Origin of the sequence: Mesorhizobium sp. M0768 (assembly GCF_040320195.1) — a bacterium.
Lineage (GTDB): Bacteria > Pseudomonadota > Alphaproteobacteria > Rhizobiales > Rhizobiaceae > Mesorhizobium.
On the sequence record NZ_JAMYPD010000054.1, the window covers coordinates 1 to 24,177 of the forward strand.

Genomic DNA, 24,177 nt, shown 5'->3' on the forward strand with positions numbered 1-24,177 from the left:
GCTGATCCGCCTTGCCATCCATCCTCCGAATCGGGATGACAACACCTGACCATCCCATTCGGAACAGCGACACTATTGGTAACATTTTGCTTGAGGCAATGCGCCCCTTTGGCGACATCAGGAACTGACTCCCTTCATTGGGTTACTGTTTCGGAGACGGTAGCTATCGCCGCGGATAGTAATCACCGCGGAATGGTGAAGCGGGCGATCCAGGATCGCGGTTGCGACAACCGATCTCCAAAAACGCTCCCCCATTCGCCCACCGAACGATTGGAAGTAATCAGGATCGATCCCTTCTCGTATCGGCGCGACACCAGCTGGAAGAACAGGTGAGCGGCATTGGCCTCGAAGGGAAGATAGCCGAGCTCGTCGATGATCAGCAATTTTGGACGCGATAAGATCGTCAACTGCTTGTCGAGCGAGCCGTCGCCATGGGCTTTTGCCAGCATCGCCACCAGCGTCGCCGCCGTGACGAATTGGACATTGTAATTCTGCCGAATCGCCTCGCGACCAAGGCTCACGGCAAGATGGTTCTTGCCCGTTCCCGGAGGCCCCAGCAACAAGAGCGTGTCGCCATGGGCAATCCAGCGGCAGGCCGCCAGCTCCCTGATCTGTCCTTGGTCCACCGATGGCTGCGCGTCGAAGTCGAAGCCGTCGAGTTCGCGCACGAACGGGAACTGCGCGATCTTGCTCAACATGGAGATGCGCCGCTCGTCGCGCCGTGCGATCTCGCGCGATACCAGGAAAGCCAAAGCCTCGCGCAAGGTCATCTTCGAACGGGCCGCTTCGTCCAGCCGTCCAGCAGCGTGTCGAGCTGGTCGCGTATCGCCGTCAGCTTCAGCCGATCGAGCGTTGCGATGAGCACGTCGTGATCTACGTTCGTCATCACCAACCCCCTCCAGCAACCGCCTCGTATTCCGCAAGCGGCCGCAGCAACGCGGCCGGCGCGATCTCGACCGGGTCGGCGCGTACCGAGCCTTCGAAGCCGGCAACGCCGAAAAAATGCGTTCAGTCCACGATTCGTTGCCGTCGTCCTCGGCACAGCGCATGGTCGGCCACCACCTGGCCGGCATGACGGATGATCACCCGGCCTGCCAGCACCACGACCTGGACGCTCTCGCCGATCAGGCGCCAAGGGACCGAGTAGCTGTTGGTGTCGGGATCGATCGCGCAGTCGGCCTGAACCTTGCGGACCAGGTCCCGCAACTGACCGAACGGGGCACGCCCAGCCAGGGGGCGAAGCGTGCGAGCTTCATCGGCAAAGCGTTCCACCGGCGCGACACCGGTCGTGCCGTGTTCGCGCTGGTCGGCGACCTCGCGCGTCCACCGGTCCAGATGCGCCTCGAACGCCGCCCAGCTCTCGAACCGGCGCCCGGCGATCGCGTTCTTCTTGACGTAGCCCCTCCGCGTTCGTCCTTCCCTTTCGTACGTGCTCGATAGGGAGCACAGGCCCGCGGCTTGAACCCTTGAAGCCCAGTACCGGGCGAAGGCATGCAGCCGCGCGTTAAACCTCACCTCGCGCGTCACCGCGTCATGGTGCTCGACAAGAGCCTTCGCATTATCGATCAGGACTTCCGCCGGAACGCCCCCGAACCGCAGGAATGCGCCCTCCATCCCTTCGAACCAGTCGGCCTGGCGCTGCCTCTGCGAGGCGATATGCATCCGGCGCGAATAGCCAAGCGTCCCGACAAACACATGGATCGCACCCGCTCGCCACCAATCCAAACACGGCTATCGTCGTCCAGGAACAGTCGGAAGCCGTCTTGACGTCTCAGCATATAGGCCATGGCTTCGCCGAGGTCGGACTTGCGCAAGACGCGCGCGGCCTGAGCTGTCAGCCAGGTAAAGAACTCATTGACCAGCGGGCGGGGCAGGGTCTGGCGGATCGGCAATATCGCCGGCGGGTGGTCTCCGTCCAATTCATGTCGTGATCCCGTTCAAGTCTAGACAACTCACCGAATCACAGTACGCGCCGCCTGATGGACAGCGAAGGCGTGCCGCAAGCGAATCTAAGCGGACACTAACGTCAAGGTACGCGTCAGTAGGCGGCCTTGCTCGGATGCGTACGCAAAGACTACGGACGTTGCCGGTTTGCGGGGTTACGACGCCGGCAAGAAGCTCAAAGGCCGCAAGCGCCATATCATTACCGACACCGACGGGCACTTGGTCGCGCTGACGGTGCATACGGCCGACATCCAGGATAGGGATGGGGCAGTCGGCGTCATCGCCTCCATTCGACGGCTTTACCCCTGGTTGCGCCATCTGTTCGCCGACGGCGGCTATGCCGGAGAAAAACTGACGCAGGCTCTGGCCAATCTCGGCACATGGACCATTGAAATCATCATGCGCTCCCGACGCAGCCAAGGGCTTAGGTACTGCCACGACGATGGGTCGTCGAGCGAACTTTCGCCTGGCTGGGACGTTGTCGCCGACTCGCCAAGGACTCTTCGAACCGACCATCGCCAGCGCCGAGGCGTGGATCTTCATCGCATAGATCCGCCTCATGCTTGGCCGCATGGCAGCTCCGCGTCGTGCCTAACCGAGTTTCGAGTCAGTCTCACGGGGAAATCTCCAGGATTATAGCGTAGGTTGCCGTCCATCTGCATTGGCCCCGTTTCAACGCCGCCTGCACATCCCTCCAACGATCCGCACACCTCGGACATCCGATCCCACCGACAATGCCCTGCTTTCTGATTGATCGAGGCTCGGAATACCGCACGGAGGCCAGCAGTTTTAGCGGCTGGCCCAGCTTAAGAAATACCACGCTGCACCTAGTCCAATTTATATAGCGACCTGTTGTTTTTATACAGGATCATTCTGGCGCCCTCAATTGCCTCTTCAAAGCTAAGACTTCCTCCAACAACGTGCTCGGTGAGTGCTTTTGCGAGGTATCGCTTGCCCCAGCGACCGGCTAGCCAGTAGAGCTCGGGAATATGAAACGCGTCGCTTGCGAATAATATTTTCGAAAGCGGTACAACTTCCATGACTTGCATGTACCGTTGAAAAAGACTCTGATGCACGAACGGCGTCATGATCGACAGTTCAAAGTAGCAGTTAGGATACAGATGACTGAGCCATGCGGCTTTTCCGACTGAGGGATAACCTGCATGTAGCGGAATGATTTTTGGCATCCGCATTACGTTATCTCGGTCAAATCGGCATACTTCCTCAAGGTAAAACGGATCCTGGTTCCGAAGGATTACAGATGGAGCTTCTCCGTCGCCCGTATGGATCTGCATCGGAATGTCTCGCTTGAGGCATTCTTCCAGAGCAAGGGTGAAATTGTAGCGGCGGAGATCCTTCGAAAGATTGTACTCCGACTGTCGGTCCATCACGGGTATCTTGTGGAAAGATTGCCGCAGCGCCTGCCACGATACCCGGGCGGATTCCCGATCATACAATGGCTCAATTAATCCAATGTACGGAAGAAGATAGGACTTCATTCCATAGGATTTCTTTCCATAATTTCCGTTACCGTCCAACAATTCCAATAGCCGCGCCATATATCGCTGATCGTACTCATCGAATGTGATATCTAGAGGGAAAAGCTCCTTTTGGATCATCTCTATTCGTGCGAGCCGGTTCATACGGCATGGCCGTATGCCCTCTTCATACAGGTCGATCTCAGCTGCGCCGCAACCTTCCGCGTAGCCGGTATCCACCATGACGTTTTCGTAGTTCACATCTCGCAGCAGGCTACTGATATAGGCCCAGTAGTTCCTTTTGCCGCGATCGTTCCTAGCCTCGATGATGGCTTCAAGTTTCGGCTCACAACCCAAAAATTGCGCGAGCTCCTTTACGAGGAATTTGACAAAGACGCTTTCAGCTATGTCACCGATGATGCCGTCGACCTTGCTCTGGATACCGAACTCCTTATTGAGATCGTGCCTTGTGGCCTCATCACCGCTGAGCCATCGATCATAAACGCCGACAGGAAAATATGCCGGAAGTGTGTCCATTGCTGCGAAGGACATTCGCTCCAAGAACCGCTGCGGAGTCGTGAGCGCATTTCGATCGGTGACGATATGGCAGTGCGCATCGTCGATAGGTAGATCGTTAACTGCCTCGAAAACATCCAAAAACTCTGGATGTTGTTTCGACAGAAACAGCGGAAGGTGGTCAAAATGATTTGCGGCTTTGCGTTCCATGTTCTTGTCCCAGAGAAACTATTAAGGTTACGACCTAATGCCGAGCGTGACTTTGTGGACATGCTTCCGCGCCACGAATGTTCCCCTCCACAGATGCATCGTTTCGCTGGCCCGTCACGCTTGATCTGCGCCCGAATCATCACCAGCGAACGATGGCGGTTGAACAGGTGTGCACCGAGATAGCTCCGCGAGGATCCGGATCCACGAGCGAATTCCCTTGTGGAAGCTGGACAGATCATACTTTTCGTTCGGGCTGTGGTGCCGGTTATCTGATCGCGCGAAACCGATGGGCAGAGATTCAAGTCCCAGCCGACGCTTGACCACGCTGACGATGGGAATTGACCCGCCACTTCCGATCAGCACGGGTTCACAGTCCCATTCCTGCTTCAGAGCAGCACGTGCGCAGCCAAGATATTCGCTTCTCGACGAAATAAGAGATGCAGGGCTGCCTCCGAATCCGGCAAACTTCACTTTGCAGTCGGCAGGTGTTCTGGCACGAATGTGATCACGAAATTTGGATTGAATCCTTTCTGGATCTTGACCTGCGACCAACCTGAAAGAGATCTTCGCAAGAGCTGTGGACGGAATGATGGTTTTGAAACCATCGCCGTAATAGCCGCCCGAAATTCCGTTAATTTCGCAGGAGGGCCGCGTCCAAATCTGCTCTATAACAGAATAGGCGGTATCGCCGGCGGATCGGGAAAGCCCCACATTACTGAGAAATGCGTCCGCATCGAAATCTAGATTCGCTAAATCAGCTATGATTTGATCGTCAATTCTCTCGATATCGTCATAAAACCCGTCTATTGTTACTTCTCCATTTGCACCTCTGAGGCTGGCGATAAGATCGGCTAGGACTTGGATCGGATTTCGTGCAGCGTTGCCATACGCACCTGAATGCAAGTCGCGGGTAGCGCAGCTTATTTCGATCTCTTCTTCCATTATGCCCCTGAACATTACGGTGATAGCGGGTACCGTATCTCTCCAGAGATAGGTATCGCAAAGCAGCATGACGTCAGCAGTCAGTTCCTCTCCGGATTCGTCCAAGAACGCCTCCATGCTTGGACTGCCGCTTTCTTCCTCTCCTTCGAAGAACATGGACACTTTTATCGGTAGATGTCCTGTCACCGCCTTCCAGGAGCGACATGCTTCAATGAAGGTTAGGAGTTGTCCTTTATCGTCCGATGCACCACGAGCAACAATATGGGTATCTCCATCGGGCTGCTCCTTGAGGCTCGGCTCGAACGGATCGGCGTTCCACGCCTCGAGAGGCTCTGCTGGCTGAACGTCGTAATGACCGTAGAACAAGACATGCGGGCCGTTTGCATCCTTGCTATGCGCGATCACTATGGGGTTTCCGATAGTGGATTTAACGGATGCCTCGAAGCCTATGCCTGACAGCTCATCTGCAATCCAGGAAGCCGCCTCGCGACATTGTGGTGCATATAACGCGTCGCATGAAATAGAAGGTATTCGCAGGAATTGGAAAAACCGATCAAGACTGGCGCTCAGATTGGCATCCGCGTGCCTTAAGATCTCTTCGACAAGTTGCGGGGGCACCCCCTGGCTAACTCCCATGTCAGATTTTTCCTCCAAAGACATTTTATCGTCCTTTCATAGGTGGGAGCATTGAGCGTGGCGATGCTCCCATAATTTGATGGTTACTTCGAAGCGCAATTATTAGTCGAAGTCCGCAGCTCATGTAGCAATCTATCGTCGAATTCGCGTCACCGATTTCGAGGGTATCCCGCGGAATGGCTAAGGACGCTCAAATCAATAGGTGTCAAAGAATTCCTGTATTCCGGTCGGATCAGATGTTCGGGTAAGGGCCAGCATCAGCAGGATGCGAGCTTTTTGCGGACTGAGCGTGTCAGCGGTAACGAAACCCAATGCATCATCATCAAGCTCGTCGTTTCGCTCGACAATGCCGCAGTTGGCGCGCGAGGAGCGGACAAACGCCAATCCCCTCTTCACAGCTTCACTAGCTGCAGGCCTGATCGCCTTTGGAAGGTTTGCGTTGCCGGTCCCGGCCCAAACGACACCTCTGTAACCGGACGCCGTTACGGCTTCGAGTATATCAGGCGTCACGCCAACGTAGCTGTAAAGGATTGCGACGCGGGGCAAGCTTTCCGCATTGAGGTCGAACTCGCTCGCTATTGTGTGTCTGCGTTTCGGCGAGCGATAAAAATGCGGCTTTCCATTCCTAACGTAGCCAAGGGGGCCAAAATCGGGTGCCTTGAACGCGTCCAAATTGAAGTTGGTCTTTGTGACATCACGCGCTGAATGTATTTCAGAGTTCAATGTCACCAGCACACCCTTGCCCTTCGCCTCGGGGTTACTGGCGATGGCGACAGCATTGTAAAGATTTGTGGGGCCGTCTGCGCCCAGCGAACAAGGGCGACGCATGGCTCCCACCACAATGACCGGCTTGTCACTTTTGACAACAAGATTGAGGAAGTATGCTGTTTCTTCCAATGTGTCCGTGCCATGCGTAACCACCACGCCTTGGGCGTCATCTTCTGCCAGAGCCTCATTAATGCGGCATCCTAGTTTCAGCCAATTCTCTATGGAGATATCTGGGCTTGATACCTGGGCGATCTGCTCCACCGAAATGTTGGTCATATTCCTGAGCTGCGGCACGGCATCAACCAAAGCGTCGCCAAGCAGGGTCGGATCCTTTGGCGATGTTTGTGCTATTGAGCCCCCCGTGGCGAGAACAAGGATTTTTCCGGCATATGACTCCATTATTATTCTCCCGGGAATTTAGCGTTGAGGCCGAAGGTCCAGATTCTTATGTTCGGTCATGAAGCCGAGAACCGAAGCGGCTGCGATGTTTATGGTCTCGGACGTATTCTTAGTGAAAGCGGTCTCCTCGGGCGCGGCATTGAATAGTTGCACGACTTTGAAGCGGGTCGCTTCTACGCGAGCTCAAGCCAAACGTCTTCGGTTCAGCCGCCTCATAGCTCTTGCACAGGAGGCTCCAAACGCCTCCTTATCCAGCCGCGACAGGGTGTCTGGAAACCGGAATCGAAATAGATCATCCGACTGGCCGCCGGACACTCGCGGCGGATGGTCGTGATATCGATGTTGCCAGACATGCGTGCCTGCCGATCCGAACATTTGGATTTCTACCAGAGTTCATGGGCGGCTGACTAAAGTCAACAATACACTCAAATTACGGCATTATTTATTCCGAATATCGATAAATGTTATAGGCTTTCATTTTGAGCCACCCCCCGGAGAAACGCGTCGTCCGCAGCAAGATCTATTGTGAAAATGAAAAGCGGCGCGACGGGCGTGGAGATGCCGAGGCACACGATTGGATCGGTCGCGAGGACCCACTGTGTGGCTGGCTGGCGGCCGGCACCCGTCCGACCCTGGCATCGCCGCATTCGTGGAATGCTTTTGATTTAGTGCTTCAGCACACGAGACAGGAAGGTTCGAGTACGTTCGTTGCTCGGCGCGTCGAAAATCTGCGAGGGCTGTCCCACCTCTACGATCGCACCGCGATCCATATAGATGACGCGGTCCGCAACCTCGCGGGCAAAACCCATTTCATGCGTGACAATCATCATTGTCATGCCATCAGTGCGGAGTTCGCGCATGACGTCCAGCACCTCGCCGACCAATTCGGGGTCGAGCGCCGACGTGGGTTCATCGAACAACATAACGTGCGGCCCCATCGCGAGCGAACGTGCAATGGCCACCCGCTGCTGCTGGCCGCCCGATAGCTGGCCTGGGTATTTTTGCCCCTGGTCTCGCAGTCCGACACGATCGAGCAAACCCCATGCTGCAGCCTCCGCCTCGTCGCGCGACTTGCGGCGGACGCGCATCGGGGCAAGAGCAATGTTCTCTAGCACCGTCTTGTGGGGAAACAGGTTGAACTGCTGGAAAACCATTCCCACGCCGCGCCGGATTCGATGCAGCGCCTTCTCGCCCCCGAATTGCAGGTCCTCGGTCGTCGGCATCGAAAATCCGTCAACCACCAAGGAACCGGTCTGATGCGTTTCCAGGCCATTGACGCAGCGGATCAGGGTCGACTTGCCGGAGCCGCTGGCGCCAATAACGACCACCACCTCACCCGCAGCCACAGACAACGTCACGTCGCTCAACGCCTGGTACGCTCCGAAAAACTTGTTGACGTGGGCAAAGGCCACCATCGTCGGGTTGGAACCGTCAGATCGCATTATCATCAACGCGTGCTCCTGTGCATATGGGCCTCCATCCGCCGCGCTCCAAAAGTAATCGCGGACCCGACAACAAAATACACCGCAAACAAGAACAAGTATATTTCATTTGTCTGATTGCTTGCAGCCGGATCCGCCAGAACCATCTGCCCAGCGCGCAAGAAGTCTGTTAGTCCGATGATAAACACAAGCGTTGCGCCGTTAAAGACGTCGAGCACGTTGCCGACCAGCGCTGGCTGCACTACCCGGATCGCCTGCGGCAGGACTATCTCAGTCGCAACCGTCCAGTCCGACATGCCCAGCGAGCGTGCTGCTTCCAGTTGTCCGCGCGGCACGGCTTGAAACCCGCTGCGTACATACTCGGCCACATAAGCGGCATTGAAGATGGTGAACCCGGCCATGCCACGCGCGAGAGAGGATATCGACGCATCCGGCATGAACAGCGGCACTGTGATCCAAATCCAGTAGACAACGAGGATCAATGGAACCGATCGCATCACCTCTATATAGCCGGTACAACAGGCTCGCAGGCTCGGGTTGCGGCTGCAGCGCCCGAATGCGAGTAGAATGCCGAGCGGCAGGGACGCCGTTGAGACGACGACCGTCAGCATTATGCTGAGCAGAAGTCCACCCCAGCGATCGAGCCCGGGCGGCGCCAGAACAAATACAGCGACCCCGCATGCAGTCAGCCAGATGGCCACAGCAAATCGACGGAACCGGGGCAGTAGCAAGGCGCCTATCGCAGTGCACAGAATGGCCAGCGTCAACCAGGCACGCCATATTTCCTCCGCCGGGTACAAGCCGGTCAGCAGCAACCGCAGGCTCTCGTAAATCCCCTGCCAGTCCGCGTCCCAGATCACCCATTGCAGCAAAGTTGCTGCAAGCCAGACCAGCAGCGCGAGAACCAGCATCGACAGTACGGAATCGGTAGCATTCGCGAATAGATTGCGGCGGGTCCAGCGGTGCAATGTTGCTATCATCGCGCTCCCTCCAGGACCATCCTTCTATTTACAACATTTGTGAAGGCGCTGATTACCCAGCTGAGCAGCAGAAAGGTCACCATAACAATGATTACCGTCTCCAGATTGCGGCCCGTCTGGTTGCCCACCGTGCCACCAACGTTGAACAAGTCCGGGAAGCCGATGGCGATACCGATCGACGTATCCTTGGTGAGGCCGATGTAGCGATTGGTGAGGGAGGGCAGAATTATTCTAAATACTTGTGGGAGGACTACGTCTCGAATCGTCGAGCCCCGCGACAGACCTAGTGCCGCTGCCGCCTCCCACTGCCCTTTGGGTAAACCTTCGATTGCACCACGGACGATTTCGGCAATGTACGCTGCGCTGTTGATGGTAATGGTAATCAGGATGGCTGACATCTCGGCCGAAAGTTGCAAACCACCAGTCGCACCGAAGCGTCCGAGCACCGGCAGTTCAAGGTCAACTTGGAAACCCGAGGCGTAGCTTGCACCAGCAGCGCATAGTCCGGCGATCAATAGCGCCAAACGCCACAGCGGAGGGAAGCGGCGGAGGCACGCCACTGCAAAGAAGAGTACTGCGACGGCGGCCAAAGCCGTCGTCACAGGCCCTACACCTTCGGATAGACGCGGCAGCGGCAAAAACACGCCGGACTGCCCTGCGACGAACCACTTGTGGACGTTCGTCACATCTGTAACCGGCGATATCCGGAGCATGACCGCGAAATACCAGAACATAAGTTGGATCAATAGCGGCGTGTTACGGACGAACTCGCCCATCGCGAAGGCGAGGTTCCGAACAAGCCAGTTGGTTGACAGACGAGAGACGCCCAGGCCGACACCGACAATTGTAGAGAACATAATGGCAAGAAGCGCCACTTTGATCGAATTGAAGAGGCCTGCAGCAAGCATCTTCAGATTTGATGACGCTGAACTGACGTCTTCTAAAGCTGGCAACCACCCGGTCCAGGTGGGGGCCATGCCCTCGCTTAGACTGAAGCGCGAAGGTGCAGATAGGTAAGCAAAGCTGAAATCGATGCCTCGGCTTGCCAAACTCTGCCGGATCATTATGGCAGCCACAACAACGATCCCAATTACGACCGCTATGACGGCGCCGTGAGTCAGCTTGTACCGGACGAGAGCGATATACCGCTGGACGGATGGCCTCGGGAGCGAGGAGCGCCGCAGCTTGCTTCTGCTCGCCATCACTCCGGGGTCCGATGCAGGGCCAGGCCTATCAATCGACGCCGCCACCGGCTCACTCCCAGATGGGTGAGAACATCAGGCCGCCATTAACCCAGGACGCATTGGGGGTGTTGCGGCGGTCTATGTAATATGGCGTCTTCGGACCCAGGTTGCGGTCGTAGATTTCGCCGTAGTTGCCGACGGCCTTGATCATGTCAGCCACGAAACTGTCGGACACTTGGAAGTCCTTGCCGAACCCGGCGTTCACGCCGAGGAACTTTTGGATGACCGGATCGGCTGATTTTTGCATCTCCTCCAAGTTAGCGGTGGTAATGCCCCACTCTTCCGCCTGAAATAGCGCGAAAATACTCCACTTCAACAGGTTGCGCCATTTCGAATCGTTTGCAACGACGAAGCCGGCAAACGGCGATTTACCCGTCGTTTCCTGCAGGATTTGGTAGTCGGCGGGGTTCGGTGCGTTGCCGCGCCATGCGGCTAGGGCTGTTTTGTCTGTTTCCATCGCGTTGCACCGGCCGCCGGCCAGAGCAGCAAATAGCTTCTCGGTGCTATCGAAGGTCAGAATCTTGGTGTTCGCCAAGTTGTGAGCCTTGACCAGGTTGGCCAGCGTGGTTTCGCTACCGGACCCCTGTGTTGTGCAGATCGTTGCGCCGGAGAGATCGTTGACCGTCTTCACGCCGGATGCGGCTTTCACCATGAATCCCCCGCCGTCTAAAAAATAGATCGGCAGGAAATCGATGGCGATAGCCGATTCACGAACCGGGTAAACGGTCGTATGCGCAAACACGACGTCAACTTGGCCTGTTTGCACTGCGTTGAAACGGCTCTTGTCGGTGACGATTACGAAGTTAACTTTGTCGGGACTGCCCAGCACTGCGGCTGCCATGGCGCGGCACAAATCAACATCCAATCCTTCCATCTTTGTCGTTTTAGGGTTGAGATAGCCGAAGCCCGGGGTCGTGTTGTCGGTCCCGCAGTTGAGTACGCCGCGCTGCTTGACATCATCAAGTACCGAGGCGCGGGCAGACGGCGTGGCCGTGAAAGCGAGAGCAAGCGCGGCACAGAAGTAACCAATAGTCGATGTTACACGCATGTCCTTAATTCCCCTGAATTTTTGTTAAACGGCCCAATGCACTTGGCGCCTCGCGCTTTGAGGAGGGCCTCAAAGAACGCGGTCAGGAAAGCACAGCCTTTTTGGGATGTCCATGTTCGTTATCAAAAATAGGTTTGTATGTTTTCGTTTTTTGAGACTTTGTTTGATGGCCCGCCGTGGGTAATTTCCTGCGTCTGAGGTAATTTCCGGCCACAGATACGGATATCAGATCGCCGTTCTCCGCGGGGCGTCCATGATACTTCAGGCGACAGCCGTACGACCACCTCGCAGGCATCGAGCGTCCCCTTGGAGAGCAGCGCCTCGGCGAACAGTTCGACCGCCAACCGCTTGCGTTCTGAGGCGCTCGCCCGCCCGAACTGCTCCTTAAGCACCTTGTCGGCGCACTCCTGGAGAGTGCGGTCGAACCACATGGCCGTGGATAGTTCGTCGGCCATGGCGCTAGTCTTAGTCTAGTCAATCGGGGAACAGCTTCCGCACGCAAAGCAGCCTCCCCGTCTCGGCTGCCCGCCGGACCTTCTGCTCTATCACGCTGCTGACTGGAATTTGTGCCGATGGATCGCTTCGAAGCTGCCATCGATCTGCTCGCCGCGTTTGCGGACCGGAATGGCGGGCGCGCATGCCGAACAGGTCGAAAGTGGACTTGAGCAGCCCTTCGAACAGAAATCCTCGGTGATGCGGGGGATGCTTCGCGAGATCCTGGAACTGCTGGCGCATATACACAATGGTGGCTAATTGCAGGCGGGCCGCATCGCCTCGTTCGCCGACCCGGCTCCGTTGAGCCTCGCAATGATGTCGAGAAGCCTCCCCGAGCATTCGTCACCGCTTCAGCGGCACCTCGCCCTTGCCGGAGGGCTTCACCCTCGTCGCGACCGCGAAAAGCTACGCGAAGGCCGCCAGTTCCGATAACACGCAAAATGCTTACGCCAAGGACTGGCGGCATTTCACCTCCTGGTGCCGTCGCGAAGGCTTCGACCCGACGCCGCCCTCGAGCCAGATCATCGGTCTCTACATCGGCGCCTGCGCTGCCGGCGATCCGAAACGCAGCGCCCCTGCCCTCTCGGTCGCCACAATCGAGCGGCCGTCTCTCCGGGCTTGTCTGGAACTTTACCCAGCGTGAGCAACCAATGGATCGATCCGATCGGCACATTGCCACGGTACTCACCTGCATTCGCCGCAAGCATGCAAAGCTGCCCCGACAAAAGGAAGCGGTGCTCGGAGACGACATCAAGGCGATGGTCAATACGCTCGGCCACGATTGGGGCCTGCGCGACCGGGCGATCCTGCTGCTCGGCTTCGCCGGCGGACTGCGCCGTTCCGAGATCGTCGGCCTCGACGTCGTTCGCGACGACCACTGCGAAGGCGCCGGCTGGATCGAGATTTTTCCTGACCAGGGCGTCCTGGTGACGCTGCGCGGCAAAACCGGCTGGCGCGAGGTCGAGGTCGGCCGCGGCGCCTCCGACCAAAACCTGTCCCGTCGCCGCGCTCGAGAGCTGGATCCGCTTCGGCCGTATCGCGAGAGGCCCGCTCTTCCGCGGCATCTTCAAGGACAACAACACCGTCGACGTCGAGCGATAAGCATGTCGCCCGCCTGGTCAAGCAGATCGCGCTCGCCGCCGGCGTTCGCTCCGATCTTCCGGAGGGGAACGTGAGCTGCTGTTCTCAGGGCACTCGCTGCGCGCCGGCCTCGCCTCGTCGGCCGACATCGAGGAACGCTACGTCCAGAAGCACTCGGCCACGCCTCGGCCGAGATGACCCGCAAATGTCAGCGCCGTCGCGATCGGTTCCGGACCAACCTCACCAAGGCCTCCGGGCTCTAGTAAAGCCCCTCCCCTCCCCTGTAGCCTGCAAAACGGACCGCTCACTCGCGCCGCCGCATGATCCTCGACGCCCGCGACCGTCCGTTTGGCTGACGGATTTCGCGTTGGCGCGCCGCCGTCACAGCGAGATTGCTGCTCTCCGGGTCGACAGTTGGTCGAGAAAGAGTCCCGCCAAGGTACCCGATGGCGAAAAACTGCCCTGCCTGTCGATGAGGCGCGGCACCAAACGGCACAGGCCGACAGCGACGCTTTCGTGCTGCTTACCGGCCGGCTAACTGCGCTGTAGTCGTCGCTCGAGCGCGCCGGCATTGGCCCAGCACGGGCGGCGAGAACGCACTGGAGCAACCTTATGGTTTAAGCCCGGGAGGCTGGGTTCGTGCAGAGAGGGTGGCGGCGCCGGTCCGGGCTCCAGCGGTTTTAGTCGCTTGTTCGTTGAAAGAACGGAGAGTTGGCCGTGGCCAACTTTGCATTCGACCACGACAGAGGCACTATTGGGGCCAAACGATTCGCTCGAAAGAAGCAGTTGGCCGCGGCCAACTTTGACCGTGTTTCGCCGGAAATCGTTGAATCATAAGGGTTCTTGGCATGGTTACCGAATCGTGCCATTTTCGATACGGTTTTTTAGCAATTCGACGCTAAAAAGCGCATCGAAAGGGGAAATCGATGTTGCAGACTCAAAACGTATCGACGGCCATTTCTTCCGACGCGCGGATTGCTCATCATGCGCGCCAGCTGTCTATGCAGCTGCAGTTACTGCGAGAGCGCCTGTTCCCGCCGTCCTCCCAGAAGATGTTGAAGACGTTCACCTCCGGCGAGGCCGCTCAGCTCGTCGGAGTATCAGACGGCTATCTACGGCAGCTTTCAATAGATGGCAAAGGCCCTACGCCCGAGGTGTCCCAGACGGGACGACGTTCGTACTCTCTCGCCCAAATTCATGAGTTACGTCAGTACATGGCTTCTACCAAGCCGAAGGATGCACTCACTTACCTTCCGTGGCGGCAAAGAGGCGAGAAGCTCCAGACGATTGCCGTCGCCAACTTCAAGGGCGGCAGTGCGAAGACAACGACATCCATCTACCTCGCACAGTTTCTTGCTCTGCGGGGATATCGCGTTCTCGCGGTTGATCTCGACCCGCAGGCTTCGTTGTCGTCGATGCTCGGTGTTCAGCCGGAGTTCGATCTAGCGGAAGGCGATACCCTCTACGGTGCGATCCGTTATGACGAGAAGCGGCGGCCGCTGAAGGAAATAATCAGAAAAACGTACTTCGCTGGCCTCGACCTCGTTCCCGGAAACTTGGAACTGATGGAGTTCGAGCACGAAACCCCGACTGCTCTGATGGAGCAGCGGAAAACAGGCAACAGCGAAATCTTCTTTCGGCGCGTTGGCATGGCCTTGGCCGAAGTCGAAGCCGATTATGACATTGTGGTGGTCGATTGCCCGCCGCAACTCGGATACCTGACGCTTGGCGCGGTTTGCGCAGCGACGTCGCTTCTGATCACCGTCCATCCTCAGATGGTCGACGTTGCGTCAATGTCGCAGTTTCTGCTGATGACTTCCGACCTTCTGTCGGTCGTCCGGAAAGCAGGCGGCGATCTGAACCACGATTTCATCCGGTATGTCATAACGCGCCATGAGCCGCACGATGGTCCGCAAGCACAGATCGTTGCCCTGTTGAGAAGTCTCTTCGGGGACGAGGTTTTGGCGGCGACAGTCCTGAAATCGACGGCAATCGCCGATGCTGGGCTTACGAAACAGACACTCTATGAAATCGAACGAGGACAAGTCCGCCGCTCGACGTTCGATAGGGCGATCGAGTCCCTGGATGCAGTCAACGGGGAAATCCTCGGCGGCATCGAAAAGGCATGGGAGCGGTCATGAGCAGGCGAGACGTTCTGAACGGAATATTTGCCGATACGACCCGAGAGTTGGCCGCGGCCAACTTTTCCAAAGAGACGGATGGCGGTCGTGTCCTGGCGGGGCCCGTAAGGACGATGGGACTTGCCCTCGACCGCATGGACCAGGAAGCCAGAGAACTTCGGGAAGCCTTGAAGTCCGGCGAGAGGGTTGTCGAACTTGATCCCGAACTCATTGACGGCTCATTCGTGCGTGATCGCCTCGACGGCGAGGTGACCGCTACGGACGATATTGTGAGGTCGATCGAGGAAAACGGCCAGGAAGTGCCCATCCTCGTCAGGCAGCATCCCGATCTCGAAGGACGATACCAGGTTGCCTATGGCCATAGGAGGCTTCGTGCTGTCAGGCTCCTGAGGCGGAAGGTAAGGGCGGTTGTCAGGCCCTTAACGGACAATGAACTCGTCGTCGCACAAGGCATCGAAAACACTGCGAGAAAGGATCTCTCTTATATCGAAAGGGCGGTCTTTGCCTTAAGCCTCGAAACACACGGCTTCGGCCGCGATCTGATCATGCAGGCGTTAAGCACTGACAAGACGGAACTGTCGAAACTGTTGTCCGTCGCCAAGGGCATTCCGGCCAGCCTAGTTAAAGTTATCGGTGCCGCACCTTCTATGGGCCGTCGCAGGTGGATGGATATTGCCGAAAAGATCTCTGATCCCAAAGCGCTAGAAGCCGCTAGAAATGCCATCCACAGGCCTGAATTCGAGGCCTTGGGCTCGGACGAACGCTTCATGATGGTTCTTGCGGAGGTTTCGAAGAAGCCGCGGCGAGAACAGGTCAGGGAGTGGAAACCGAACGGTGGCAATGTCGCGGCAAAGATCAAGGACGCCGGGAGGGCCTATACGCTCTCCCTTAAGACTGCCGAAGCCGATGAGGGCTTCGGCGCATATCTGACAGAACGGCTGGACGATCTCTATGCCGACTGGCAGGCAAACAGAAAACCGAAGCAGGAGTAAACCGCAAAAGAAAAAGGCCCCCAAACGACCTTAGCCGTGGAAGCCTCTTTCAAAGTTGTCGCAAACTAAGAATCGCATTTCCACGAATCACTGTCAAGAGTCTAGGCGTCGATTCGGCGAGCAGATTTCTTTTGCCTAATTGAAGGCGAAGGAAGAAATGGAGACGGGTATTGCAACGACGCCCTTTGGGCGGCGGCCGATGTCGCTTGCCATGCTGGCAGCGCAAAACGACTCACGTGAAATCCCCAAGGACAGGGTCGTTGAGAAATGGCAGGTCTACCGCGACCTCTGCGAGGGCAAGAGCATCGTCGGCATTGGCGATCGCGCCCTGGCCGTCCTGAATGCGCTGCTATCATTCTATCCTGACAGCGAGCTGAGTGAGGAAAACGGGCTCATCGTCTTTCCCTCGAACGCACAGCTGTCCCTTAGAGCTCATGGGATGCCCGAACCCACAGTCAGACGGCACCTGGCGGCCCTTGTGGACTGCGGGCTGATCGTCCGTCGGGACAGCCCGAACGGCAAGCGTTATGCGCGCAAGGGCCGGGGAGGGGAGATCGAGGAAGCATTTGGCTTCTCACTGGCGCCGCTGCTGGCCCGTGCTCACGAGTTCGAGGCGGCGGCTGAGCGTGTTCGCGCCGGCAACAGGGCACTCAGGCTTATGCGTGAGCGGATCACTTTGCACCGCCGGGATATCCAGAAGTTGGTCGAGGCGGCGGTTGAGGAAGATGTGCCAGGCGACTGGGGAGGCCTGTGGAAGCGTTTCCGCGCCGTTGTGGAGGCAATTCCGCGCCGAGCTTCCGTTGTCGAGCTCGAGCCGATCGTGGGCGATCTGGCCGCGTTGCATGACGAAGTGGATAAGCTGCTGGAAGTTCACATGAAATCCACGAATCCGAGCGGCAATGACTCCCAAAACGAGCGGCAGCAATCTGATTCAAATACCGACTCTATTCTTGAATTTGAACCTGCTTTAGAGAAAAGCGGGTCGACGGCCGAGCCAAGGACGAGGACCGCAGAGCCCCCGAAAACCTATCCGCTAGGGCTTGTGCTGAAGGCCTGCCCGGAATTTTTGGATTACGCCGTCGACGGGATCGGCAACTGGCGCGATTTGATGATCACGGCAGCCCAGGTGCGGGGCTACCTTGGCGTTTCGCCGTCAGCATATGAGGAAGCCTGCCATGTGATGGGCCAGGAGGTCGCCGCAATGGTGATTGCCTGCATTGTGCAAAGGGCACAGCACATCAACTCCGCGGGCGGCTATCTGCGGGTGCTGACCGAAAAGGCGCGGGCGGGGCAGTTTTCGGTCGGACCGATGCTGATGGCGGCGCTGAAGGCCAACGGGGCAACGGCGCGGATAACCGGATGACCGCATGATTCACGTTGGGATTCAAGCCGACTTCCGGTGATGGAGCGGCGATCCGGGGTGCCCAATTCAATCCCAAAGGTGTGCCGGCGCTTTATCTGGCGCTGACCGTCATGACAGCGGTCAAGGAAGCCAACCAGGGTTTCGCGCATCGGATCAATCCTTGCGTGCTGTGCTCCTACGAAGTCGATTGCGACGACGTTGCGGACCTGACGATGGAACCGGCGAGGGGAGAATTCTCCATCGCTGTTGAGCACATGGCCTGCGCCTGGGCGACGGCTCTCAGCATGGAAACCGCCCGGCGTCATGGTCCATTTGGACTGCGGCGTCGAGGCATTCTCGGCATTCTGGTTCCGAGTTTTGCTCCGGGTGCCGAGACGCAGGATCGCAACCTGGTGTGGACCAGCTGTCCTGGCGATAAAACACGCGGAAGGGCAGGGGGCGTTTTCGGCTGCAGGCGTCGCGCGAAGCTTTCGGGGCGATATCAGTCACCGACCTCGATCGAATTCTGATCGCACCATGTCCTCAACGCTCTTTCCTCCGCATTCGCTTCGAAAGCGTACCACCGATCGAGTGCACCCCTTCGCTGCAACAGATCCTTGAACCTTGCGTACGCGCCTCTTTTGCTGAAGATCTCTTAACGTCACCGACGTTGTCAGGCAGAAATTGGCGGGCGAAGTCCAGGACGAGCGGCTTGCCCAAGTCGAGTTCTTTCTTGTCAGGTATTTGGACGTATTTGTCGCCGTGCGTCGATATCATCCGGCAATTCGTCCAAAACACCCGTGAATTCGGGATGCCAGTAGAGCGTGCCTGACTGCTTTCACAAAAAGGCCTGATGTTCTCCCGTGACGAATTCAAAAGCTAACAGTATGTCTTTGAAGCTGACGGCCATTGTCGTTCGGCGTCCATATAGATGTGGCGTGGGGCCAACGCATCAGAGGTCGGGTACCACGAGCTGTTCTCGATCGTGCCCCGCCGGATGGTGTACCCGGCGGTGACGAAGTCTCTCGCGAGCGCGCTCTCAACAGCGGCGCAGCGGCGGCATCGATGTTCGAAGGACCCACCGATGACCGACGACATGATGAACCGGCGCACGCTCGTGGTGAAGACCCCGGGCGCCGATCTTTTGCGCGCGATGATGAGCTTTGCCGCGAGCGGCGGATGGAGATGGTGGATGGCGCCGCAACCGGCGGTCCTCAGGGTCTCTAAACGATGAGTCTTGCCGCCCTTCCAAGCGTCCGCTCGGCGTCATTGTAATAATTCGAGGCTTGCTGGACGGAGCGGTGCTGCGACTGCTGCATGGCTTCCGGCAACGGAATGCCGCGGCGGGCGGTTTCGGTGAGATAGCCGGAGCGCAGGCCGTGGGCGGAAAACGCCGCCGGGTCGAGCCCAGCCTCGGCGACGCGGCGCTTCAGGATCAGGTTGACCGCCTGCGGCGTCAGGGCGCGTTTTTCCAGGTTGCCCCAACGGTCGATGCCGCGAAAAATAGCGCCCTCGGTGATCGCGGCCCGCTCGAGCCAGTCTTTTAGGACCAGCACCGGGCGGCCGACGAGCAGCACAAAAGCGTCGGTGTCGGCTTGTGTGGTCTTGGTGCGGCCAAGCCGGATTTTTAAGCACGGCAGTTTTTCGCCGTCGGGATCCTTCGGATCGACCGGCACCGGAGTTTCGTCCGCGAGCTGCTCAAGGCGGAGGCCGGAAACCTCGCTGCGGCGGCGGCCGCCGGAGGCAAAGGCGGTGATGAGAAGGGCGCGATCGCGGAGGTCGACGAGACGGTCGCCTGCGCAGGCTTTCAGGAGGGCAGTCAAAATATCGGCGGTCACCGCTTTCTTGCTCTTACGGCCGCGCGGGCGGGCGCTGGCGCGCACCGCCAGTTTTATCGCGCTCCGCAGTCCCGGCGCGTTGAATTTTCCCTTCAACCCACGCCAGCCGGTCAGCGTCGACCAGCTCGACAGCCGCCGGCGCACGGTATTGGGCGCGTGCGGGCCGTCAATGCGCAGAAGCCCTTCAGCTTTCAGCGTTATCGCGACTTTGGCGGGCATGCCGTGGGCTGGATCGGTTTCCCGTTTCGAAAAATCCCAGAGATGATGGGCAACGAATTTGATCAAGAGCGCTTCAGGCGCCGGCCAGGGGAGCGAAAAACCGGTCGCGGCAAGCGACCAGGCTTCGAGATAGCCGAGGTCTGAGGCCAGCGCCCGCAGCGAATTCTCGCCGATGCCCTCTTTTGCCAGATGGCGCAGGGTCTCGACGTCGTCATCGGTGAGGATGTCGGCCAGGAAATCGCGCCGGTCGAACGGCAGCACCGAATCCAGCGCGTCGAGCGCCTCGGCGCGCCGCAGTTTTTGGTCGGATGCAGGTTTTGGCAGCGGTGCGTCCATGGCGGCGGCTCAGAACAAATAGCGCCGGTCGGCCCAGGCGAGCAGCACGGCGGCGTCTCGATCGGGCAAACGCACCCGTCCTTGGCGCAGGCCTTCAGCGATCGCATCGCCGACGTCCGGATCGACCCAGTGGCCGTGCGTCATGAAAAAGAACCAGGCGAAGGGCAGGCCAATGTTTTGGTCGATTGCCTCGATGCCTTCCATCAGCCGGTGCACCGATACGCCCTCTTCGCCCAGCAGCCGCTCGGCCGGATATTTCAGTGGCCGCGGGATAAAACCGATCTCGCGTTTTGGGCCGCGTCCCTCGAGGTCGTGGATGTCGAAGGCCCAGTGGTCAAAGATGCGTGCAGCCGCGGAGCTGGATCGCGCCCAGTCGGCAAAAAAGCGGTTTTCGCGCGGCACAAATTCGAACCAGTCCGGATTGGCGTCTAAAGACGCGGTGTCGCGCGTGGCGTCTGAGCCGACCTCGTGGATGACACGGCTTTCGAGTTCGGGACGGCGGGCTTCGCGTTGCTCGCGCTCAATGCGGGCCCGGCGCGCCAAAAAACTCCTCATGTGGACGATGCCGCCGCCGGCGCGGCCACGCAGCCGGTAGACCGGTCCGGCGAGCTGCCGCGCCTCAACCGCCGACTCGCGTGAAACCCAGGTCGGCTCGAAGAGATGGTCGGCACTGGTGGGGCGGTAGTCGCGATCGACCACTGGGCCGGCCAGAAACTCGATCTCGCGGCCGAGCGAGAGCTGGACAAAATCGGCGACGCCCGGGCCGGTCGGCGCAAAGGCGAAGGCGCTGGTGCCGCGCCATTCGGTGAATTTTTCTCCGCTCTCGCGATGCCGGTTCCAGAAGGCGGTGAGGTCGCCGCCGACATCGGCCAGTGCGCGCTCGACCCAGGCGCGATGGTCGCCGAGGCGCGTGCCATCGGCAGCGATGACAGCATGAGGGTTGCACCAGTAGGGATCGTCGATGCTCGTGACGGTAAGGGCGAAGCCCGGAAAAGCCTTGTTCAGGGCAGGGGCAAGTTCGGCGTCGGCCGACTGCGGCTGCAGCGCTGCGAGCACGGTTTCGACGGAAGCGGGATCGGGCAGGCGGACGGGTTTTTGCTCGGACATGCAGGATGCCTTTCCATCGGCCGGGAAAGGCCGTCCAGAACGCCGGCCGCACGATGCGGCGGCCGTCATTTTGCGCGATTCTGGCTGATTTGGGCGGCGAAAACAATCGCTATCGATAAGAGGTCATTATCGATAGTGATTTTTGTCCCTGAAGAAACACGATGTAAGTCCAATGAGACCCTCACTAGCTTGACCAATGCGAATCAGCCATCATGAAAACAATGGCTTACACGCTCGACAAACTGCCCCTGGAAACCCTGATCGGGCCGGTTGCCCGCGCGACCGAGGTTTTGGTCCGCCTCGACGAGCGGGTCGCCCGTTCGCCGGTCCGCGACGGCTTTGTCGAGCGCCAGCATTTTGCCGACGCCGCTTCCGCGCTCTGGCTCGAGGGCGAACTCGTCCACATCGAGGACCTCGTGCTGCACGACGCCCACATGGACATCCGCACCCCGACCCACGAACTCACCCGGGCGCACGCGGTGCTGCGAACCCGCCGGCGGATTTTTGCGCAAAAGCCGGACTGGGCGCTCAGCCGCGACGGTTTTTTGGCGCTGACCGGTCGCGGCGGCGCCATGCCGGCGGCGGGCCAAAAAAGCCGGGACGGGGAGGCGGCTGGAGCCAGCTCCTTTGAAGCCGACGATCGCGATGACGCTGAGGCCGACCGGCTGGCCGAAGAATTTGCGGAGATCGATGCCGTCCTGGCGCGCTCATCCAGGATTCTGAATGGCGCCGACGTGCCGGCTCGAAAGGAGGGCCGGCCGGAGCCGCAAAACGGCCTGATCTACGATCTCGACTGGAATGAAGAAGAACGGCTGGCCGAATGGCAGGCCGTGCTCACCGACACGCGGGAGTGGCCGTCGGTGCTGCGCGCCGCAATCCTGCTTGAGGCCTGGTCGGACATCGAGGTGCTGCAGCATGCCGCCTGGCTCGGGCCGCTGCTTGTTGCCGCACTGCTGCGCCACGAGGGTCTTGCCGCCAACCATCTCGCTTGCCTGCATCTCGGCTCTAAAAACATTCCGCGTGAGCGGCGCCGGGCGCCCAATCGCTCCGATCGGCTGCTCGCCTTGCTCGATGGAATCCACGACGCAGCGCTGGCTGGCTTGAAGGAGCACGATCGGTTGACGATGGCGAAAAGCCAGATGGAGCGACGACTGCGTGAACGACGCGCCAGCTCGAAACTGCCCGACCTGGTCGAGCTGGTACTCTCGCGGCCGCTCGTCTCCACCGGCATGATCCAGGAGCGGCTAAAGGTGACAAAACAGGGGGCGCTCAACCTGATCGGCGAGCTTGGCCTGCGCGAGATGACGGGGAGGGGAAGGTTTCGGGCGTGGGGGATCGTATAAGTGCGCCGAGTCGATACAAACAGGGCCAAATTGGCAATGCAGCGGGCTCCACGTGGCCGCTACGGTCACCAGGGTACGGCCGGGGCTCTCAGCGCCGCTCGGCGGACGGCCACCGTCAACAACGCCAAGGGCTACTGGTGGCGGTGCTCATTGTGCTCGACAAAATCGTGTCCGAGCTGCTCGGATTGCAGCAGCAATCGTGGCGTCGGAGCGCTCTAGCGCGGTCGTTATCCCAGTTTGCGAAGGCGGCAGAGTGCAAGGGAGGACAGTATGACCAGAGGCGATGAAATTGTTGAAGCAGTAGACGCGGCGCTCGAGCGCCTGCGTCGCCTCGGTCATGGTCCTTATGCCAGGGCAGATGTCTCCTCAGTAATAGACCCCATGGGGTCCCGCATCGAAACATTTCTGCGGTCGGTTGCCTTCCCCATGTCGACACGCGCAGACAACTTCTACACGCTGATCGAACTTTTCAAGTCAACGTCGCTTCACCCGGATCGCGTGCCGCAGCTGCATGGCATACGCGACCTCTACAATCGCTCGAAACACAAACCCCAGGAGCCCCTGCCTCTCGGAGAAGCGATTCAGACTATGCAAAACACCGTCGTCGCATTGAGGGATGTTCGCGCGCTGGGGATCGGGGCTATCGGGACACCGTTCGAACGAGAGTTAAACTACCACCTATGGCTTGCGTTTTGGGACAACTACGCAAATGGCGTCACTGACGCTGCCATCATGCTCCCCAGCGACCATTGGACCTACGTCGGGACGGTCGATACGCTGCATATGGACATTCGTTCATGGGACGCCCTAAAGGCCAATCTACTGGCTCATCCCCGGTTTCGAATGGGGCAAAATCATTTCGAGCCAAAGGTTTGGGAAAGCTTTCATGCCGAGGGCGATTTTCTGAACGCGGGTGTTTGGGACGGCGACTATGGGGAACTGGTTCGACTCGTCGCGCCCTTTGATGATCGCGGCATCGGCGAAAGCATGCTTCCGGGTCTTGCCAGGCACGACAGTTTGATGTCGATCGGCACGGCCCTAATCGTGGCCATGGTGGACATTGTCCGCAGCACGTCGGAGCCAATGTCGAGAGATGAGTTGGCCGAAGCCATCAAGGCCAGGGCAGATTCCGAGTATGCCATGCCCCGGGAAAAAGGAAGCGTCGCGGAAGCTGCGGCGCAAATTGCCGCTCTGGTCGACACCGTTCCGCTGGATCAGCGCAAGCGTCTGGCGGGGCCGGTTCTTGCCCTTCGACGGGGTCCCAAAGAGCCGACCATGTTGGCTGGGCCGATTTGGGTCGATCTCGACGGGAACGGCGTTGTTTTAGGTTTCAGCGATGGTATCAGCATTAGTGTATGACGGCCGTCGCTCGCACCTAGGCCGAAATCGCAGCTTCTGGCCGATTAACATGACAAGCGATTAGTAGTCGCCCAGTTGTCCGCCGACGTGAAGAGGCAGATCCTCGCTTCAAAGAGCAGCTCGTTGCGCAGGGCGAGACAAGAGAGCGCCATGACTGACAAGCCGGACGTTTTCATAAGCCATGCCTCGCCAGCCAAAGGCGAGCTTTGTGCGGCTGACCTGCCACGGGTAATTTCCTCCAACTGAGATTAGAGTCCGGCCTCGATTGAAGGACGGACTGATGAAGAGAAAGCGGTTTCCGGAAGAGCAGATCATCGC

General features: G+C 58.7%; 19 protein-coding genes and 6 pseudogenes. 9 read left to right on the forward strand and 16 right to left on the reverse strand.

Annotation, left to right across the window (positions count from 1 at the left end; translation table 11 throughout):
- Positions 1–150: 150 nt before the first annotated feature.
- From istB to NKI08_RS32595, 3 pseudogenes are all read right to left on the reverse strand, one after another.
- Positions 151–886 (reverse strand): annotated as a pseudogene (istB, locus tag NKI08_RS32585) (IS21-like element helper ATPase IstB); the annotation flags it as partial.
- Positions 886–1,736 (reverse strand): annotated as a pseudogene (gene istA, locus NKI08_RS32590) (IS21 family transposase); the annotation flags it as partial. The pseudogenes istA and istB, both read right to left, overlap by 1 nt.
- Positions 1,737–1,883, reverse strand: a pseudogene (locus NKI08_RS32595) (IS66 family transposase); the annotation flags it as partial.
- Positions 1,884–2,070: 187 nt separating this feature from the next.
- On the opposite strand from NKI08_RS32595, the pseudogene NKI08_RS32600 reads away from it, so the two are divergent.
- Positions 2,071–2,494, forward strand: a pseudogene (locus NKI08_RS32600) (IS5 family transposase); the annotation flags it as partial.
- 277 nt (positions 2,495–2,771) lie between these two features.
- Here the strand turns inward: NKI08_RS32600 and NKI08_RS32605 are convergent.
- The 10 genes and pseudogenes from NKI08_RS32605 to NKI08_RS32650 all read right to left on the reverse strand — a co-directional run bounded on the left by NKI08_RS32605 (position 2,772) and on the right by NKI08_RS32650 (position 12,441).
- Positions 2,772–4,148: an amidohydrolase family protein gene (locus NKI08_RS32605; RefSeq protein ID WP_352775336.1), complete on the reverse strand. Its 1,377-nt coding sequence runs from the start codon at positions 4,146–4,148 to the stop codon at positions 2,772–2,774.
- A gap of 114 nt (positions 4,149–4,262) precedes the next feature.
- Positions 4,263–5,750 (reverse strand): M20/M25/M40 family metallo-hydrolase, encoded by a 1,488-nt coding sequence (locus tag NKI08_RS32610; protein ID WP_352775339.1) that lies wholly within the window; start codon positions 5,748–5,750, stop codon positions 4,263–4,265.
- Between the two features lie 171 nt (positions 5,751–5,921).
- Positions 5,922–6,893, reverse strand: coding sequence for an asparaginase (locus tag NKI08_RS32615; protein ID WP_352775341.1), 972 nt, complete (start codon positions 6,891–6,893; stop codon positions 5,922–5,924).
- A gap of 18 nt (positions 6,894–6,911) precedes the next feature.
- Positions 6,912–7,061: pseudogene (locus NKI08_RS32620) on the reverse strand (hypothetical protein); the annotation flags it as partial.
- A gap of 497 nt (positions 7,062–7,558) precedes the next feature.
- On the reverse strand, positions 7,559–8,341 hold the full coding sequence (locus tag NKI08_RS32625) for an amino acid ABC transporter ATP-binding protein (protein WP_352775385.1): 783 nt from the start codon (positions 8,339–8,341) through the stop codon (positions 7,559–7,561).
- Positions 8,341–9,315 carry an amino acid ABC transporter permease gene (locus NKI08_RS32630; protein WP_352775344.1) on the reverse strand — a complete coding sequence of 325 codons (975 nt, stop codon included), beginning with the start codon at positions 9,313–9,315 and terminating at the stop codon, positions 8,341–8,343. Before NKI08_RS32630 ends, NKI08_RS32625 begins: the two co-directional genes overlap by 1 nt.
- Positions 9,312–10,391, reverse strand: a complete 1,080-nt coding sequence (locus NKI08_RS32635) for an ABC transporter permease subunit (RefSeq protein ID WP_352775346.1) — start codon at positions 10,389–10,391, stop codon at positions 9,312–9,314. The genes NKI08_RS32630 and NKI08_RS32635 overlap by 4 nt, the downstream gene beginning before the upstream one ends.
- A gap of 178 nt (positions 10,392–10,569) precedes the next feature.
- Complete coding sequence (locus NKI08_RS32640; RefSeq protein WP_352775350.1) at positions 10,570–11,607, reverse strand: transporter substrate-binding domain-containing protein; 1,038 nt, start codon at positions 11,605–11,607, stop codon at positions 10,570–10,572.
- 122 nt (positions 11,608–11,729) lie between these two features.
- Complete coding sequence (locus NKI08_RS32645; protein ID WP_352775352.1) at positions 11,730–12,062, reverse strand: hypothetical protein; 333 nt, start codon at positions 12,060–12,062, stop codon at positions 11,730–11,732.
- Between the two features lie 19 nt (positions 12,063–12,081).
- Positions 12,082–12,441: a hypothetical protein gene (locus NKI08_RS32650; RefSeq protein ID WP_352775355.1), complete on the reverse strand. Its 360-nt coding sequence runs from the start codon at positions 12,439–12,441 to the stop codon at positions 12,082–12,084.
- On the opposite strand from NKI08_RS32650, the pseudogene NKI08_RS32655 reads away from it, so the two are divergent.
- The 6 genes and pseudogenes from NKI08_RS32655 to NKI08_RS32680 all read left to right on the forward strand — a co-directional run bounded on the left by NKI08_RS32655 (position 12,440) and on the right by NKI08_RS32680 (position 18,891).
- Positions 12,440–13,445: pseudogene (locus tag NKI08_RS32655) on the forward strand (tyrosine-type recombinase/integrase). The gene NKI08_RS32650 and the pseudogene NKI08_RS32655 sit on opposite strands and share 2 nt — an antisense overlap.
- Positions 13,446–14,108: 663 nt before the next feature.
- Positions 14,109–15,323: a plasmid partitioning protein RepA gene (gene repA, locus NKI08_RS32660; protein WP_352775358.1), complete on the forward strand. Its 1,215-nt coding sequence runs from the start codon at positions 14,109–14,111 to the stop codon at positions 15,321–15,323.
- Positions 15,320–16,315, forward strand: coding sequence for a plasmid partitioning protein RepB (gene repB, locus NKI08_RS32665; protein ID WP_352775361.1), 996 nt, complete (start codon positions 15,320–15,322; stop codon positions 16,313–16,315). Before repA ends, repB begins: the two co-directional genes overlap by 4 nt.
- Positions 16,316–16,472: 157 nt before the next feature.
- Positions 16,473–17,678, forward strand: coding sequence for a plasmid replication protein RepC (repC, locus tag NKI08_RS32670; RefSeq protein WP_352775364.1), 1,206 nt, complete (start codon positions 16,473–16,475; stop codon positions 17,676–17,678).
- A 14-nt stretch (positions 17,679–17,692) separates the two neighbouring features.
- Entirely contained in the window at positions 17,693–18,187 is a 495-nt protein-coding gene (locus tag NKI08_RS32675) for an RES family NAD+ phosphorylase (RefSeq protein WP_352775366.1), read from the forward strand.
- Positions 18,188–18,741: 554 nt separating this feature from the next.
- A complete protein-coding gene (locus tag NKI08_RS32680; RefSeq protein WP_352775369.1) occupies positions 18,742–18,891 on the forward strand; it encodes a hypothetical protein in 150 nt (49 codons plus the stop codon).
- Here NKI08_RS32680 and NKI08_RS32685 read toward each other — a convergent pair.
- A complete protein-coding gene (locus tag NKI08_RS32685) occupies positions 18,881–20,050 on the reverse strand; it encodes a site-specific integrase (RefSeq protein ID WP_352775371.1) in 1,170 nt (389 codons plus the stop codon). The genes NKI08_RS32680 and NKI08_RS32685 overlap by 11 nt on opposite strands.
- A 9-nt stretch (positions 20,051–20,059) precedes the next feature.
- On the reverse strand, positions 20,060–21,157 hold the full coding sequence (locus NKI08_RS32690; protein WP_352775373.1) for a hypothetical protein: 1,098 nt from the start codon (positions 21,155–21,157) through the stop codon (positions 20,060–20,062).
- A 212-nt stretch (positions 21,158–21,369) separates the two neighbouring features.
- Here NKI08_RS32690 and NKI08_RS32695 point away from each other — a divergent pair, with 212 nt between their 5' ends.
- Both NKI08_RS32695 and NKI08_RS32700 read left to right on the forward strand, forming a co-directional pair.
- Positions 21,370–22,500, forward strand: coding sequence for an RHE_PE00001 family protein (locus tag NKI08_RS32695; RefSeq protein ID WP_352775376.1), 1,131 nt, complete (start codon positions 21,370–21,372; stop codon positions 22,498–22,500).
- A gap of 270 nt (positions 22,501–22,770) precedes the next feature.
- Positions 22,771–23,859 carry a hypothetical protein gene (locus NKI08_RS32700; protein ID WP_352775379.1) on the forward strand — a complete coding sequence of 363 codons (1,089 nt, stop codon included), beginning with the start codon at positions 22,771–22,773 and terminating at the stop codon, positions 23,857–23,859.
- A 108-nt stretch (positions 23,860–23,967) separates the two neighbouring features.
- On the opposite strand, the gene NKI08_RS32705 is transcribed toward NKI08_RS32700, so the two are convergent.
- Positions 23,968–24,177: hypothetical protein (locus NKI08_RS32705; protein WP_352775382.1), on the reverse strand; the 210-nt coding region annotated here is incomplete at its 5' end.

Coding starts and splice junctions, on each gene's coding strand:
- NKI08_RS32605 (WP_352775336.1), bottom strand. CDS start 4,148: ATGGAACGCAAAGCCGCAAATCATTTTGACCACCTTCCGCTGTTTCTG.
- NKI08_RS32610 (WP_352775339.1), bottom strand. CDS start 5,750: ATGTCTTTGGAGGAAAAATCTGACATGGGAGTTAGCCAGGGGGTGCCC.
- NKI08_RS32615 (WP_352775341.1), bottom strand. CDS start 6,893: ATGGAGTCATATGCCGGAAAAATCCTTGTTCTCGCCACGGGGGGCTCA.
- NKI08_RS32625 (WP_352775385.1), bottom strand. CDS start 8,341: ATGATAATGCGATCTGACGGTTCCAACCCGACGATGGTGGCCTTTGCC.
- NKI08_RS32630 (WP_352775344.1), bottom strand. CDS start 9,315: ATGATAGCAACATTGCACCGCTGGACCCGCCGCAATCTATTCGCGAAT.
- NKI08_RS32640 (WP_352775350.1), bottom strand. CDS start 11,607: ATGCGTGTAACATCGACTATTGGTTACTTCTGTGCCGCGCTTGCTCTC.
- NKI08_RS32645 (WP_352775352.1), bottom strand. CDS start 12,062: ATGGCCGACGAACTATCCACGGCCATGTGGTTCGACCGCACTCTCCAG.
- NKI08_RS32650 (WP_352775355.1), bottom strand. CDS start 12,441: ATGCTCGGGGAGGCTTCTCGACATCATTGCGAGGCTCAACGGAGCCGG.
- repA (WP_352775358.1), top strand. CDS start 14,109: ATGTTGCAGACTCAAAACGTATCGACGGCCATTTCTTCCGACGCGCGG.
- repB (WP_352775361.1), top strand. CDS start 15,320: ATGAGCAGGCGAGACGTTCTGAACGGAATATTTGCCGATACGACCCGA.
- repC (WP_352775364.1), top strand. CDS start 16,473: ATGGAGACGGGTATTGCAACGACGCCCTTTGGGCGGCGGCCGATGTCG.
- NKI08_RS32680 (WP_352775369.1), top strand. CDS start 18,742: ATGACCGACGACATGATGAACCGGCGCACGCTCGTGGTGAAGACCCCG.
- NKI08_RS32685 (WP_352775371.1), bottom strand. CDS start 20,050: ATGGACGCACCGCTGCCAAAACCTGCATCCGACCAAAAACTGCGGCGC.
- NKI08_RS32690 (WP_352775373.1), bottom strand. CDS start 21,157: ATGTCCGAGCAAAAACCCGTCCGCCTGCCCGATCCCGCTTCCGTCGAA.
- NKI08_RS32695 (WP_352775376.1), top strand. CDS start 21,370: ATGAAAACAATGGCTTACACGCTCGACAAACTGCCCCTGGAAACCCTG.
- NKI08_RS32700 (WP_352775379.1), top strand. CDS start 22,771: ATGACCAGAGGCGATGAAATTGTTGAAGCAGTAGACGCGGCGCTCGAG.